This is a genomic window from Pseudomonas tolaasii NCPPB 2192, from assembly GCF_002813445.1.
Lineage (GTDB): Bacteria > Pseudomonadota > Gammaproteobacteria > Pseudomonadales > Pseudomonadaceae > Aquipseudomonas > Aquipseudomonas tolaasii.
The window spans coordinates 3,708,652-3,724,132 of the sequence record NZ_PHHD01000001.1 but is presented as its reverse complement, the minus strand read 5'-3'; the positions used below and the strand labels follow the sequence as shown (position 1 = coordinate 3,724,132).

Here is a 15,481-nt window from a genome sequence, read left to right as displayed (position 1 = left end):
GATGACTTCTTTGAAGAGGATGGAGGCGGCAGGCTCCGGCAAGCGGAGCCAAGTGAATGATATTGCGAGGGTTATTGACCCGAACAAGTCACTTTAGTGCCCGGCGGCAGCCGGTTTTCCTCCCGCGCGAGCACCCGGTTTGAAACCATGGGCATGTGCCGACCAGGCAATCATGAACGCCCCCCCAATCAGCAACAGCATGGCCCAGGGAAACGACGAGACACCCCAGGTATCCAGCAATACGCCGCCGACCACACCGCTGCCTGCAATCGCGCTGTTCCAAGCCACCACATTCAGCGACAACGCCACGTCTGCACCGTCACCTGCCGCATCGGCGAGTGCCGTTTGCAACAGGGTTGCCGCACCACCAAAGCTCAACCCCCACACCGCCACGCCGAGGTAAACCACCGTCGGAACGTCTCCCAGCCATCCCAATACCCCGCTCACCAAGGCAAACACCGCCAGACTCACCAGCACCGTCTTGCGCAACAAAGGCTCGACCAACCTGGCCGTCACCCAGATACCCGCCAATGCGGCAACGCCAAACACCAGCAACACCACGTCCACACGCTCGCCCAACCCGGCCAGCGCCACGAACGGCGCGATGTAGGTGTACAAGATGTTGTGCGCCAGCATCCAGCAGATCACCACCGCCAGCACCGGTCGCACGCCGGGCGTAGTCAGCACGTTGCCCAAAGACAGGCGTTGATGCGCGGCCTGTGGCGGATAGTCCGGGACTTTCACCAGTACCCACACAATCAAAACCAACGTGAGTGCCGACATCAGCCCGAACGTAATGCGCCAGCCCACTAGCCCGCCGAGCCATGTGCCCAGAGGCACGCCGAGAGACAACGCAATCGGCGTGCCGACCATGGCCAGCGCCAGCGCCCTGCCCTGCTGATGCGGGGCGACCATACGCCGGGCATAGCCGGCCAGCAGGCTCCACGCGAGCCCCGCCGCCACCCCGGCAAAGAACCGCGCTACCAGCGTGACGCCGTAGTGGGACGACAATGCCGTGATTGAGTTGAACAGCAGAAAGCCAACGATGGTCAGCAGCAGCACGTTGCGCCGACGCCAGCCACGGGTGGCGATGGTCATCGGGATCACCGCCAGCACCGATCCCAGCGCATACGCAGTGACCATCTGCCCGGCCATGGACGGCGAAATCGCCAGGCCTTCGCTGATCAACGGCAACAACCCGGCAGGCAGGGTCTCGGTGACGATGCAGATAAATCCGGTCATCGCCAGGGCCAGCAAGGCACCGATGGGCAAGCGCTCGGACGAGGCGGACAAACTGAGTGAAGGGGTCACGGGAAGCTCCTTGAGGCGACTTAAATACTGATCGATACAAATGTTGCGGGCGACCGCTACGCGTTGTCAATAACTTATGTATCGACTAGTATCTATCTCGTTTCCACAGGAGATCCGCACATGGCACAAATGGGCCGCCCGCGCAATTTCGACCGCGACCAGGCCGTAGAACAGGCAATGCACCTGTTCTGGCAACACGGTTACGACGCCACCTCGCTTGCCCAACTCAAGACGGGCCTGGGCGGTGGCATTTCCGCGCCGAGTTTTTACGCTGCGTTCGGCTCCAAGGAGGCGTTGTTCGATGAATGCGTGCAGCGCTACCTCGCGACCTACGCCCAGGTCACCGAATGCCTGTGGGACGAAAGCCTGCCGCCGCGTCGGGCAGTCGAGACCGCACTGCGCCAATCAGCGCGCATGCAGTGTGACAATGCTCACCCGAAGGGCTGCATGGTGACATTGGGTGTGATGAGCGCCCCGAGCCCCGAGAACGCGCGGGTGACCGATGCATTGACGCAATCACGTTTGCGCACGCGGGCGGGGATCGTGGCGTGTGTAGCGCGCGCGGTAGAGGCCGCAGAGTTGCCTGGCTCGCTGGACCCGCAAGTGATGGCGACCGTGTTTGACAGTTTTCTGCAGGGCATTTCGATTCAGGCACGGGACAACACGCCTTTTGAGACCATTGACGCAGCGATCAGCCAGCTCTTGCTGGTGTGGCCAGCGCCGCCCTCTCATCCCGAGATGCCAGCAAAAAATCCACAAACGCCCTGACCCGATGCGGCACATAACGCCCGTGGGGGTACAGCAGCGTGTAGGGGCGCGAGCGGCCGCCAAAGGGTTTCAACACTTCCACCAGGCTGCCGTCCGCCAATGCCTGCTCGACGATAAATCGGTAGGTCTGAAACAACCCCGCGCCATGGCGAGCCAGGGTGACGCCGCCCAGCACGTCGTCGGAACAGCTGTAACCCGCCTCCCCCGTAAACTCCCGCGCTTTGCCCTCCACGTTGAACAGCCACGAAATGCGTCGGCCATTGCTCGGCAGTTCGTACTGGATGCATTCGTGGGCGGCCAGTTCTTCCAGGGTTTGCGGCACGCCGGCGCGTTGCAGGTAAGAAGGCGCCGCGACGACCACCAGTTCGGCGTCTTCGAGCAATCGGGCGATCAGTGAGGAATCCGGCTGCGCCCGCACACGCACGGCCAGGTCATAGCCCTCGGCGACGAAGTCGATGTTGCGGTTGCTGATGTGAACATCCACGGTCACTTGGGGGTACAACGCGCGAAATTTCGGCAGCAAGGGCAGCAGACGATGATGCGCGTACGTGGTGGGAATACTGATACGCAGCAGGCCGGACGGCACGGCTTGGGCGCCCATCACTTCCTGTTGCGCCTCCACCAGTTGGGTCAGGGCCTGGCGGCATTGCTCGAAGAACGTGCGGCCGCTGTCGGTCAGGCGAATGCTGCGGGTGGTACGCACGAACAGGCGCGAACCCAGGCGTTCTTCCAGGCGCGAGACGCTGCGGCTGACGGCCGCCGGGGTGACACCCGCCACCTGCGCGGCGGCCGTGAAGCTGCTGGCTTCGGCGGCGAGGCAGAACAACTCGATGCTGCCCAATTGCAGGTCTTCGAAATGGCGCTTCATGATGGATTACACCGGGTATTGATAAGGGAAGAATAAGCCCTGTTTATCAGTACCCGGCGCACAAATCCAACGGTGGCGAAGCAGGAGCTTCCGGTGGCGAGCGGGCTCACCTCAATGCAGAAAGCTCAACCAGCAACGCTTCGCTCAATGCGTGCGGCTCGCCGCTGAACAGCACCTCCAGGGGCTTGCTGGTTTCCAGGTGTTGATACAACGCCAAGCGCTCGGCATAACTCCCCGCCATCCGCACTGCCGCGTCCACATATTCTTCAGGGGTTCGCGCCACTGTCCAGGGCGGCAACCCTACCCGCCGAAACAACCCTTCATCGATATGCTCAAATACCTGCGGCCCGGTCTTGCAAACGCCTGGCAGGCCCACGGTAAAGGCGTCAATAATGCCGTTGGTATTGCCGAACGGAAACGGACTGAGGAACAGGTCGCAGCCGTTGAGCGTGGCCATGTAGTCCGCATAGGCCTGGTGCGGGTACACCGTGGCATTGCCCACATAACGCTCGATCAAACGCACCAGTTGCGGAAACAGAAGCCCCTGCGCCTGCCCCACCAAAAAGTGAAAACGCACACGCTTGCCGAACGCGTGCAAGGTACGCACGGCGATCGCCTGGCACGCGCGCAAAAAGGCCGGGTTGAGTTTCATGGTGGTCGCCGCAACGGCGACGTTCACCCATTCAGTGTCCGTGCGCGCCCTGCGCGGCAGCTCAACCGTAATCGCCGAGGGCCGATACGGCTGCCCATTGGCCGGCAATTGCAACAGGCGTTCGGCGAAGCAATCCGGATCGCCGACAAAATCCGCCTCCACACTGATGCAGTCGATATGCCGCGACGCGGTCGTCGCCGGGTGCCCCAGTGCCGCCACCTGCAACGGCGCAAAGCGCAGGTTGCTGGCAAACATCGTGATCTGGAACATGCCGACACTGGGCATGTAGAACACGTCCGGCTGGTACTCGGTGGCGAATGCCGTGATTTGCCGCAGGCAAGAGAACAGGTCATCGGGCTCGCGCAATTCAATGAATTCATCGAAGACTTCACGCCCCAGCGCATCCACATTGGCCGCGTACCCCATCGCCACCACGTGGAAGTCGCGTCGCGCCGCCTGCAAGGTCAGCGAGTGGGTGCGGTAGATCGAATGCCCGCCGGAAAACCACTCCAGCAGCACCAGCATCAGCGGCTTTTGTCGCGCCGGCTTAGCGGTCACCGCCACGCTGTGGATGCCCACGCTGTCGAGCTTGCGCTCGATCAGCCCGTTGATCGACGCCTTGATGCGGTGGCGCTGCGGCAGGTCGGCGTAGCTGCAATGCATGTACACGTCATGCAGTACGTTCAGCGGCAGTGCATCCAGACTGTCCAATTGCTCCAGCCGTTCCGGCAGCCAGGCCAGCAAGGCTTCGCGCTTGGAATGCGCCGCCGGCGTGCCGAGAAAGCGCGGCGACATCAAGGCCATGAACAGCGCCGCCGCCAGGCTGGGGTTCTGCGCCCACAGCAACTCCACGTCCAGCGGCAACTGGGATTCGGGCGAATACAGCAGGCAGAACTTCACCAAGTCCTGCTCGGCGAGTCGGTAATCATTGCCGTTCGGCCCCAGCAGGTTGAGCGAACGCAGGATGTGGTCGCAATTGATAAACGCGCTGGCGGCAAACAGCGAAGACAACCAGCGTTGCAGGTTGATCAACTGGCCAAAACCGCCGGGGCTGAGGGTAAACCCCGGATCGGACAGCAGCGCCGTGATCGCGCTGGTGAGGCGTGTCAGCACATGGTTTTCCAGCTCCCCCGGCGTCAGCGCCGGGGACACGCTGAGGGAAAACTGCTCGGATAACTTGCCGTAGTTACGGTCGATCAATTGCAACAAGCGCACCAGCTCGCGGGCGCCGCCCTCGTGGTCGCGGGTGTAGCACAGGTATTCGAAGGCTTCGAGGGAGAACACCGGCTCGGTCATTGCGACGCTCCCTGCGCAACATCAATACTCACCGCATCCGTCACGCTGCCCAGCGGCGTGAGGTGATAGTCGCCCGTCAGCGGTTTGCGCCAGGTGTCGCTGACCATCTGGCTCTGGTGGTATTGCCGCGTGGGCTCGGAGGTGATCGGCAGCAGCCCGTTGTGAATAACCCCACCACGGTCGATCAGCACGGCCCCGTTGCCAGTAGCGGTGATTGCGGTGCTGTCGTTGTTTTGGCTCAGGTAGTTGCCCGAAGGCGTGTCCAGGTCCAGGCGCAGAATGCCGTCGGCCACCTGCAAAGTGTTGGTGCCGCTGTCGACACTCAAGGCCGCGCCGCTCGTGCTGCGCCCGGTGAGGTTAAGGTTGCCGCCGCTCTGCAGCGTGTTGAAACCGCGGGCATTGGTGGCGCCAATGGCCACCCCGGCGCCGCTGCCAAGGGCGGTGCCCTTCAGGTTGATGTCACCGCTGCCGGACACAATCTTCACGCCGTTGCCCGCCCCCGACGCCCCGCTGCGAATGCTGATCCCCGGCGCACTCGACGCTGGCCCCGCCGTACCCGTGAGCGACAGTTCACCACTGAGTGTGGATATCGTCACGGCACTGCTGCTGCCGGACGGAAAGATGTTGATCCCCGACGCCGTATCCGACGTGCCGTTGAGCGTCACCGAGCCGCTACCGGTGGCGCGGAGCGAGTTCTGCCCGGTCAACAAACCAATCCCATCCCCCGCGCCGCTGCTGCCGTTGAGGGTGAGCGCGCCATTTTCCACACTCAGTTGCGCCTTGCCATTGCCATACACCTCGATGCCGCTGCCCAGGTCGCGGGCGCTGCCGGTCAGGGTCACGTTGCCGTTACCAGTGGTCTGAATGAGGTTATTGACGCTGAGGATCGCAATGCCGTGGTCCAGCTCGCCGGCGTTGGGCGAGTGGAAGTTGCCGTTGAGGCTGATGTCGCCGCCCTTCGAGGTAATGCGGTTGCTGGCCGTGCCATTGCCGGTGCTGCCGCCGAGGGCGATGGCGTCGGAGGTGCCCACCGAATCGCCGCGCAGGGTGATGTCGCCAGTCTCTGTGCTGACGTTGACGCCGCGCGAGTTGCCGGTGGAGTTGAAGAAGATCCCGTAACCACCAAACGACGTGGTGCTGTTGCCATTGAGGTTGATGTCACCGCTGGTGGTCGCCAGGTTGATCGCCGCGCCGGCACCTGAAGGCGCAATGTCCACGCCGCGCCCGGAGGTGCTGGTGCCGTCCAGCGTGAGGTTGCCGCTTTGAGTCGACAGGCTGATGGCTGAAAACGCCCCGCCGGCGTCCAGGGAAATCGCCTTGAACGAGCCGGTCGCCGTGCTGACGGTGTTGTGGTTGGCATTCAACCGCAGGTTGCCGCGCGTGCTGGTCAGGTTGATTTGCGCACCCGGCGCGGCGGCGGTGCCATTGCCCGAAGCAATCAACGCCAGAGCAGGCGTGGTACCGCCCGAGGTTGCCCCGGAAACCGTGATGTTGCCGTCGGTGGTGAGGTTGATTGCCGACGTGGCGCCGGTGGAATTGAAAATCGTGCCATAGCTGCCTGTGCTGCTGCCGTCGATCACGATGTCGCCGCCCTGCGCCGCATTCAGGTTGATGGCGCCGTTGCCCGACGCTGCGAGGAACACCCCACGCCCACCGCCGCTGCCCTGCACGGTCAGCTTGCCGCTGCCCACGCTGAGTGTCTGGGTCGAACCCGCTGCCGTGGAGCACACCAGCACCGCCGCCCCCGACGCCGCATTGCCACGCACGCTGACATTGCCACTGCCGGTGGCCGCAATGATGTTGCTGGTACTGAAAATGCGCGTGCCGTTGCCGCTGCCCAGGTTGGTGCTGTCGACATTGATCGAGCCCGCGCCCGAGGTCAGCAGGCTGCTGCCGCCGGTCAGCACGAAAGCATCGCCGGTCCCGCTGGTGCTGGCCTGCAAGGCGTTAATGCTGATATTGCCGCCCCCGGCGTTGAGCGTACTGCCACTGATGTTGATCGCGGTGGCCGTGGAGCCCGCCGCCAAGGTGGACGACGTGGCGCCACGCAGGGTGATGTCGCCGCCGCTGGTGGTCAGCCGCGTGCCATTGCTCAACGAAATGCCCGTGCCGTTGCTGACGTTGGTGCTCGCCCACGCGGTCGCCGGGTTCACCGCACCGCTGAGGGTCAGGTTGCCGCCGTTGGTGCTGATGCTCGCGTTGCTCAACGCCACCGAGCCGTTGCCGCTGTTGTTGAAGTTCGACACCAGCGACACGTTCAGCGTCTTGCCGGTGCCATTGCTGATGCTGGTATTGGTCATCACGATATTGCGGTGCGCCTGCAGGGTCAGGGTGGCATTGCCCACGCCCTTGACGTTGGACAGCACGTTGATATCCCCCGAGGTGCCCGCCCCCGAAGAGGTGGTCACCCGGATATTGGCGCCTTCCGACAAGGACGCATTCAGCGTGGCCGAACTCAGGTTGGAACTGCCGCCGGCATTGGGCGTGAACGGCGAACTGCTCGAGGTACCGCTGCTGGCGCCGCTGGTGATATTGATATTGAACGGGTCAATCAACCAGCTGCCGCCCTGCCCCGACACCGCGCTGAGGTCGACGATACCGGCCACGTCCAGCGCATGCCCGGAGGTTTCCACCAGCCCGCCACGCCCCTGTTTTCCGGCACCGCGCACGCCAATGTTGCCGTAGAACTGCGTGCTGTCTTTGGACCAGAGGATCACCTTGCCGCCGTCGCCGTTGCTCAAGGCATTCGCGCTGATCCGCGCATCGCTGCCCATGAAGGTACTGTCAGCCTGGTGCAGACTGCCACTGCCTTGATAATCCCCGCCCATCAACACCGTGCCGCCGCCGACATCGCCATCGGCGTCAATGCGGCCACTGTCGAACAGGCCGACGTATTGCCCGGTCATGGTCACGTTGCCACCGCGCTCGCCGGCATTTTTGCCCGACACATCCAGCACGCCGCTGTTGACCACCACACCGCTGTCGCCGCCGTCGAGGATGATGCGGCCGTTGCGTTGTTGCAGGCTGCGCGCCTCGATCACGCCTTCGTTGTTCACCACGTTGCCAAGCATGGCCTGGGAGTCGCGGGCGGTCATGGCCACGGCGCCGCCGTTGGCACTGAGCAAGCCCCGGTTGACCACGCTGGCGCCGATGGCCGGGTCGTTGACCTCGACGTTGATCAAGCCGTCGCCGTTGAAATCCAGGGTAATTTTCTCGCCACCGCCCAACACCACCGAACCGAGGCGCGCGACCACCGTGCCTTCGTTACGCACCTGCGCACCGAGCAGCGCCACGCTGCCACCGTCCCGCGCGCTGATCGTGCCCTGGTTCACCACCGCGCCACCGCTCGGCCCGGCAAATACGTTTTTACCCGCCATGAAATCGCTGTTGGAAATGTTCAGCGAACTGGCGACCAGCCCACCCACATCCACCATGGCCCCGGCACCGAACAGCACGCCTTGGGGGTTGACCAGAAACACCTGGCCGTTGGCATTCAGGTGCCCGAGGATCTGCGAACCGTCGCTGCCGGTGACGCGGTTGAGCGCCACCGACGAGGCACCGGGTTGCAGAAAATTCACCTGGGCATTGCTGCCGATGTTGAACGTGTCCCACGTGGTGATCAGGCGGTCGCTGCCTTGGTGCACGGTGAGCACATTGCCGTTGCTGCTCAGGCTGCCGCTGCCGGCGACCACCTGGCCGTTAGTGGGCAGCGCGTTGCTGTCCAGGGCCAGGGCGGGCATCGGGGCCAGGCTGTACAGCGCGCAGAGCACGGCAAAACTCAAGGGTTTGAGAACAGGCAGCGCGGTTTGGATTTGTGGTTTGCTCACAGCCTTCTCCTCAGAACGAATAGTTGATGCCAGTGCCGATGGCGCTGATGGTGGTGCCCACGCCGGGCGAGTAGCCGCTGGCGGCCGTCACGCCGGTGAGGGCGAAGTTGTAGTTGGCCAGTGAGTTGTTTTTCAGCAGCACGTACTGGCCGAACAGGTCGATGCGCTTGGTCAGTTTGTAGTTGGCGCCCACCGCATATTGGGTGGCGCCCATGCCGTGGGTGTCGCAGTCGGGCGCGGCGGCACCGATCATTTCGCACTTGCCCGGCAGGGCCTTGCCGTAGCTGGCCTTCAGGGTCCAGGGGCCTATCTTGTGGCTCGCCCCCAGCAAATAGGCGCGGCGGCGGTAACGCGAGAGGTCGCTGGAGGTGGTGCTGGTGTTGATCACCCCGTCTTCGGAGTACGACAGGTCATCGGCGATCACCGACAGCTTGGTGTCGCCGAAGTCGTAGGCCAGGCCGTAGCGCAGGCTGAAATCATCCGAAGAAGTGCCATCGGTGACGTGAGTGCTGCTGCCCAGCCCACGGGCGTTGCGGCCCAGGTCGGCAATGCCGAAATAGTTGATGTGCCGCTCGGCGGCGAACACCGCGGTGAAACCGCCGTTGTTGTAGCTCAGGCTGGTGCCGTAGATGTAGCCCTTGTCCACATCATTGGCGACGCTCATGCCGTTGTTCGAATACGCCAGCTTGAGCTGCAGGCCGTTCCACACCGGCGTCCAGTACTCCACCACGCCGGACTGGCGACGGTTGAAGGCCGCATCGCCATTCACCGCCGTGTCGTCAAAGCTTTGCGGGCCGTTGACGTTGGTCGACAACCCGGCGCTGAAACCCGGCGAACCGATGATGTTGAAGTAGGCGGCGCTGGTCTTGCCGTTGAACGGGTCGAGGCTGGTGGTCGCCTCTTTCATCGGCATGTCCCACACGCCGTACAGCAACGTACCGTAATCGGTGTTGTTGAAGGCGGCGCCGGTGTTGCGCAATTTGGTACTCGGCGATGCCGACGGGTTCACCGACTTGTCGTTGCTGGCGGTGTAGTTCATCGAGATGCCGTATTCGAGCTGCCAGAGCAGTTTCCAGTCGTCGCTCAAGCCATAGCCGCCGTGCACGCCGATGGCCGAGACGTTATCGCGCGCGCGCCAGAAGCTCGCCATGTTGCGCCCGTTCGGCGTGGCCAGGCGGTTCTGGTCTGCCGGCGCGGCCGGTGTCGAGCCGTGACGGTCGACGTACTCGGGGACGATGCCGAAGTCGCCATAGATCACCGTGTCGGTTTCGGCCACTTCGAAGTCTTCACCTTTGGAACCGAGGTCGCTGGCCAGCCCGGCAAACGCCTGGGGCGAACCGGAAATCGAGAACCACAGGCGCTTGGCGGCACGGTCATCGCTGGTGGGGTCGGCGCCCGGCGAGAACGCCAGGCTGGTGTTCATCACCAGGTCGCGGTGATAGAGGTTCAGACCCACGCCGTAGCCGTAGCGTGTGAGGGTATTTTCACTGGCGTCCCACGGGTTCTTGTTGACCTTGACCTTGCCCGCGTCGGCAAACAGCGTGCCTTCGGCGATGGCGCCCTGAAAGCGCCCGAGGTATTTGCGCAACTCCAGACGACCCAGCAGGCCCTCGTCGCCTGCGACTTCACCCACCGGGTAAGCGCGCACGCCGTTAGGCCCGCCGAGGCTGAGTTTTTCCGAGGCATCGAGGTTTTTGTCGGCCCACTGCCCGGTCAGCGAACCGAACAACGAGTAGCCGCCACCGAGGTTTTGCAGGCGGCTGAAACTGGCATTGGCTTTCTTGTAGCGCCCGGCGGCGTTGGCGGTAAGCGCGTCCAGCGCGGCATCGGCAGCGGTGTTTTTGTCCAGGTCGCCAATGCCGTAAGACAGGCTCCAGGCGTTGCTGCCCTGCCAGTCATCGCGCCAATTGCCGTACAGCGTGGCGCTGCGAAACACCGCCGATTTGTTCACGGTAAAACCGCCCGCGGAGTCTTCAAAGCGGCGGTGATCTTCAGCGAGGTTGAAGCTGATATTGCTGTCGCGCGAGCGCAGCAACGTGCTGTTGATAAACACCGAGGACACCTGCGCAGTGCCGTCGGCGTCCAGGCCCTTGAGGTTTTTGCCGATCTTGTATTCAAGTTCGGCGTAGTTGGCGCCCACCGAAATGCCCGTCGCGCCCAGCGGCTGCTGGTAGCCGACGCCCTTGATGTTCAGGCCTTCGAAAGAGTTCTGCGACGTGGCGGTAAAGCTGTCACCCAGGCCCAGTGCATCGTTAAGGCTGACGCTGGAGGTCAGACGGTTGGCGCCGGTGTAGTAGTTACCGTAATTGTCGATCGTCGCGCGGGCGGTGATCGCGGTCATTTCACTGAGCTTGAGCACAATGTCGGCGGCGCCAGGCTGCTGCGACGGACGCAAAATGGCGTGCACCGCCACGCCTGTGATGTCCGACAAGCGCAGCAGCACGCGCTCCAGGTCCTGCTCGCGGATGATGGTGCCGGTGGGCAGTGCATTGATGAATTGCTGTTGCACGCCGGGGCGCAGGCGTACATCGGCGTCGGGCAAGGCGCTGACCTGGCCGATCACGCCTTCGGAAATGCCGACCGTGACCTGGCCGTTTTGAATATCCTGCGCCGGCAGATAGGCGCGCGCCACCAGGTAACCGCGTGCGCGATACAACGCAGTGACCTGCGCCGCCGCGTCACGCAAACCGTCGAGGCCGAGGGTCTTGCCGACATAGGGTTGCAATGCGGCCTGCAGCTGGGCGTCGCTGAGTTCGCGATTGCCCTTCACCACAAACCGGCGCACCTGCAACTGCAGGGTCGAGGTGCTGGCAGTGGGCACCGGTTCATCGTTCTGGCTTTCGATGCGCACACTGCCGGGCGGTGCCGGCTGCGCGTTATCCGTGGGACGCAGCACCGAGCGGCTGTTGTCGAACAGCGTGCCGGAGGACGGCAATGTGTCGGCTTGGGCGTGGGCGGTGAGCAAGGCAACGGCCAGCAGCGACAATGCGCCAGGCCCCCAGGCGCGATGCGCCCGGGTGATGGGAAGTGTTGGGCTCATACAGTTCTCTTATTGTTTTTATCGAGACGCAGCGTTGGGCGAAAACGTGGGGCTTAAGGGAACAGCATCCGTGCGACGGCTTTATCACCGAGCAATCGCGCCGCGTTGTGGCCGATGCCTGGAATCGTGTGCTGCGGGTGGCGCAGCGGGATCTGCCACTGGTTCGACAGGAACTGCTCGTAGCTCACGAAGTTCAGCTGCCGATCGAGCCGCGTGTCACCCTGGTAATTGGCGCCACAGGAGGTGTCGAGCACGCGGCTGGTGGGGTTGTTGTCCTGCGCACCGACCAGGTAGGTGATGTCCCGCGCGGCATAGCGGGCAAACACCTGGCGGCTCGACAGGTGCTGGTTCAGCAGGTACGCGGGCGCGCCCTCGATGCCGTAGCGGTAGCGGCTGTAGCTGGGGCAAAGGATGGAGACCACGGGTTTGAACACGCCGTTCTGCAGGCGATTGTCGTCGAAGTACACATAGCTCGAAGGGCTGGCGACCACGTAGCGAATCGTCAGGCCATGGGCCTTGAGGCCGGCGTCGAGGTCATTCATCACCGCGTAGCGCTGCATCAACTGCGCGCCGGCCGAGTGGCTGACCATCACGATTTCCTTGAGCGCCGGGTAGCGCTGGCGGTCGGACAAATAGCCGACCACGTCATCGAGTACCTGGAAGGCCGGAATGCCCTTGCGCCCGAACTGCGACTCGATGCCATGCATCCACTTGTCGCGGGGCCACAGCGGCATGTCATCGCTGACTCCGGAGTCGGTGGGAGTAAGGAAGTTCGGCGCGATCAACAAGGTGCTCGCACTCGGCAGGTGAGCATTGCCCAGCAACTTGCGGCCGGTGTTGAAGTACTGGTCACCGTCGCGTTGCACGCCATGCAGTATGATCACCGCGCGCTCGATGGTTGGAGGCGGGTTGTAGAGGTCGGTGTTGGCGTAGACCAAAAATGGATAGGCACTGGCGTCGTGGCCCAGGCGCAAGACCTGGCGGGCATCGGCGTCGGGCTTGTCGGCGCTTTCGCCGTGCACATCGACCTTGGCGCAACTGGTCAGTGTGCCCATCAGGGCGAGGGTCGCAAAAAGGCGGCAGAAGGGTTTCATGGAGGTGGACAGGCTTATGAACATGACCGGCACTTCTCTTGTTTTTTTAAGAGCCTACCAGTGCCGCCCACCTATGAAAAATATCTAAATAACGGGGTTTGAATACTTTAAATATATGAGGCTCAACGTGCGTTTATACGCTCGCTGACCACTTCCCACACCTCGGGATTGAGCAGGTGGGGCGGCCGTTCACCGCGCAGGATCGCCGCGATCTGCGCTGCCGACGAGCGCGCCACATTGCGTCGGCCGCCGTGGGTAACGCCCGCCGTGTGAAAGGTGGCGACCACATTCGTCAGGCTCAACAGCGGCGCATAGTGAGGCGGGGGTTCACAGGCCCACACGTCCAGCCCGGCGCCACTGAGCTGGCCTTTTTTCAGCGCTTCGAACAGGGCCGCTTCATCATGAATGCCACCGCGGGCGGTGGATAAGAACACCGCGCCCGGTTTCATCGCCGCGAACTGGTCGGCGCCCATCAGGTGGCGGGTGCCGGCATCCAGCGGGCAGTGCAGCGAGACGAAATCACTGCGCTGCAACAGCTCGGCCAGGGTCACCGGCGTTGCGCCGCGCGCCTGTATTGTTTCGCGGCTCAGGTGCGGGTCGTAAGCCAACACGTCCAACCCAAAGCCGTGGGCGATGCGCGCCACGCGCCCGCCGATTTCTCCCAGCCCGATCAGGCCGATGGTGCGCCCGTGGATCTCTTCGCCCATCAAATCTTCGCGGCTGAAACCCTTGGCATGCCGCAGCGTGTGATCCGACTCGACGATACGTTTGACCACCGCCAGCAAAAGGCCAAAGGTGTGTTCGGCCACCGAATGGGCATTGGCCCCGGCCTGGTTGACTACGGCAATGCCGGCGCGGGTGCAGGCGGCCACATCCACCGTGTCGAACCCCGCACCGCCGGAAGAAACGCAGAGCAGGTGCGGGCACTGTTCGATCAGCGCCTGGTTGGCGAACCAGTGCGCGGGCAATTCGTCTTTGGCCGCCGACACGTGGTAGGCATGCGCATTGCGCAGTGCCGCCAGGGTGCGGGCGTCGTCGCCCTGGCGCGGCATGACCTGCAAGGCCAGTTGCGGGTGGCTGCGGATCATCTCGTCGAACACGGGGCTGATCCAGAAATCGAGACGACAGACCTGCATGACGCTATTCATACGCGCTCCTGGGCATTAACGGGTGTGGCAGGACGTGGCTCGATCATGGTGAGCACAATGGCGAAGGTGATCAGCGAACTCACGCCGAGAAAACCAAACACGTAGTCCCAATTGAAATGGTCCAGCAACAGCCCGACCACGAACGGCGTGAACGCGCCGCCCAGCGAGCCGCCGGTGTTGACGATGGAGGCGGCGAACGGCACGCGGGCCTTGGTCGCCAGACCCATCGGGTACACCAGAAAGGTCGAGTAACCGATGTTCAACAGGATGCCGGCCAGCAGGAATACCGCCGACAGCAACAACGGATCGGTGGGCGCGTTGAGCAGCACGAACATCATGATCACGGTGGCGAGGGAGCTGATCAGCATCGCCGGTTTGCGCCGGCGGTCGAACACGCGGTCCGACAGCCAGCCGCCCAACAGGTTGCCGATGATCGCGCCGACCCACGGCGCCGAAGCGACCATGCCCATTTTCAATACGGAATACTGTTTGACGGTGATCAGGTAGGTGGGCACCCACGTCATGATCGAATAGGTGATGCCGACCATCAGGAAGTAACCCAGCGCACAGGCCCATACGTTCCATGAGGCGAGGATGCTTTTGTTGTCACTCAGCAAAGGGGTTTCACGGGTGCGCATCAGCCGGTCGAACCCGGCCGGAATGCGCACCATCGGTGTGTTCAGTGCCTGGCTCTGCGGGCCGCTGTCCTGAATATAGTGCAGCTCGGCCGGCGAGCAATGGCGGCTGTCGGCCGGGTCGTCCTTCACCAGCCACCACCACAACACGCCGACGAAAAACCCCGGGATGGCGAAAATAAAGAACACTTCGCGCCAGCCATACAGGTGCACGATCCACGCGCACAACGGCGGCACGATGGCCGGGGCCACCTTGGCCGCCGACATGAAAATACCGGTGGCGAAGCCCTTCTCCCGTGCCGGGAACCAGCGGTTGATGATCGAAATGATGCCGATATTGATCGGCCCTTCCGCCGCCCCCAACAAGGCACGCGCCAGCTTGAGTTGCAGCACGCTGCTGGTGAAGCCGATCAGCAAGGTGGAGAGCGACGTCAGAATCAGCGAGCCGGTCAGCAGTTTGCGAATGCCGTAGCGGCCGAACAGGTAACCGGCGGGAATCTGCACGATGGCGTAGGTCAGGTAGAACAGGCTGGCCAGGGCACCGATGTCGGTGTTGCTTAAGTGGTATTCCTGCTTGATGAAGGGCACCACCACGCCAATGTTGGCACGGTCGGCACCCGCCACCATGTACGCAAGGAAAAACAGCGCCGCCACGACCCAGCGAAAACGGCTGGCGGGTTTGGAATCAGCTTTCATTTCTTCACCGGTTTTTCTTGGAGTTATGGTCGGTACGTCGTGAAGAAACCCTCACGCCAGTAGGCCGTGAGCCAGATAGTGCCGAGGAAATTTAAGTAGACATAGAGATATTCCGTGAACTAAAAATATTCCAAATCATGATGAGA

The 15,481-nt window shown here is 62.9% G+C and carries 9 protein-coding genes; 1 reads left to right on the top strand and 8 read right to left on the bottom strand.

What is annotated here, in order from left to right:
- Positions 1-93 precede the first annotated feature (93 nt).
- Positions 94-1,311: an MFS transporter gene (locus ATI14_RS17245; protein WP_016970042.1), complete on the bottom strand. Its 1,218-nt coding sequence runs from the start codon at positions 1,309-1,311 to the stop codon at positions 94-96.
- Between the two features lie 120 nt (positions 1,312-1,431).
- On the opposite strand from ATI14_RS17245, the gene ATI14_RS17240 reads away from it, so the two are divergent.
- A complete protein-coding gene (locus ATI14_RS17240) occupies positions 1,432-2,079 on the top strand; it encodes a TetR/AcrR family transcriptional regulator (protein ID WP_016970043.1) in 648 nt (215 codons plus the stop codon).
- Here ATI14_RS17240 and ATI14_RS17235 read toward each other — a convergent pair.
- From ATI14_RS17235 to ATI14_RS17205, 7 genes are all read right to left on the bottom strand, one after another.
- Complete coding sequence (locus ATI14_RS17235; protein WP_016970044.1) at positions 2,003-2,947, bottom strand: LysR family transcriptional regulator; 945 nt, start codon at positions 2,945-2,947, stop codon at positions 2,003-2,005. The two genes, ATI14_RS17240 and ATI14_RS17235, sit on opposite strands and share 77 nt — an antisense overlap.
- A 106-nt stretch (positions 2,948-3,053) precedes the next feature.
- Entirely contained in the window at positions 3,054-4,895 is a 1,842-nt protein-coding gene (locus ATI14_RS17230; protein ID WP_080520320.1) for a peptide transporter, read from the bottom strand.
- Positions 4,892-8,722 (bottom strand): beta strand repeat-containing protein, encoded by a 3,831-nt coding sequence (locus tag ATI14_RS17225; protein ID WP_080520321.1) that lies wholly within the window; start codon positions 8,720-8,722, stop codon positions 4,892-4,894. Before ATI14_RS17225 ends, ATI14_RS17230 begins: the two co-directional genes overlap by 4 nt.
- A gap of 10 nt (positions 8,723-8,732) precedes the next feature.
- The gene (locus ATI14_RS17220; protein ID WP_080520322.1) at positions 8,733-11,762 is read right to left on the bottom strand and encodes a porin; all 3,030 of its coding nucleotides are present in this window, start codon (positions 11,760-11,762) and stop codon (positions 8,733-8,735) included.
- Between the two features lie 53 nt (positions 11,763-11,815).
- Positions 11,816-12,880, bottom strand: a complete 1,065-nt coding sequence (locus ATI14_RS17215) for a hypothetical protein (protein ID WP_080520323.1) — start codon at positions 12,878-12,880, stop codon at positions 11,816-11,818.
- Between the two features lie 98 nt (positions 12,881-12,978).
- Positions 12,979-14,004: a hydroxyacid dehydrogenase gene (locus tag ATI14_RS17210; protein WP_016970051.1), complete on the bottom strand. Its 1,026-nt coding sequence runs from the start codon at positions 14,002-14,004 to the stop codon at positions 12,979-12,981.
- Positions 14,001-15,335, bottom strand: a complete 1,335-nt coding sequence (locus ATI14_RS17205; RefSeq protein WP_016970053.1) for an MFS transporter — start codon at positions 15,333-15,335, stop codon at positions 14,001-14,003. Before ATI14_RS17205 ends, ATI14_RS17210 begins: the two co-directional genes overlap by 4 nt.
- Positions 15,336-15,481 lie beyond the last annotated feature (146 nt).

Bases quoted from the DNA above. Each gene is read 5' to 3' on its own strand.
- ATI14_RS17240 (WP_016970043.1), top strand. From the start codon at position 1,432: ATGGCACAAATGGGCCGCCCGCGCAATTTCGACCGCGACCAGGCCGTA.
- ATI14_RS17235 (WP_016970044.1), bottom strand. From the start codon at position 2,947: ATGAAGCGCCATTTCGAAGACCTGCAATTGGGCAGCATCGAGTTGTTC.
- ATI14_RS17230 (WP_080520320.1), bottom strand. From the start codon at position 4,895: ATGACCGAGCCGGTGTTCTCCCTCGAAGCCTTCGAATACCTGTGCTAC.
- ATI14_RS17220 (WP_080520322.1), bottom strand. From the start codon at position 11,762: ATGAGCCCAACACTTCCCATCACCCGGGCGCATCGCGCCTGGGGGCCT.
- ATI14_RS17215 (WP_080520323.1), bottom strand. From the start codon at position 12,880: ATGTTCATAAGCCTGTCCACCTCCATGAAACCCTTCTGCCGCCTTTTT.
- ATI14_RS17210 (WP_016970051.1), bottom strand. From the start codon at position 14,004: ATGAATAGCGTCATGCAGGTCTGTCGTCTCGATTTCTGGATCAGCCCC.
- ATI14_RS17205 (WP_016970053.1), bottom strand. From the start codon at position 15,335: ATGAAAGCTGATTCCAAACCCGCCAGCCGTTTTCGCTGGGTCGTGGCG.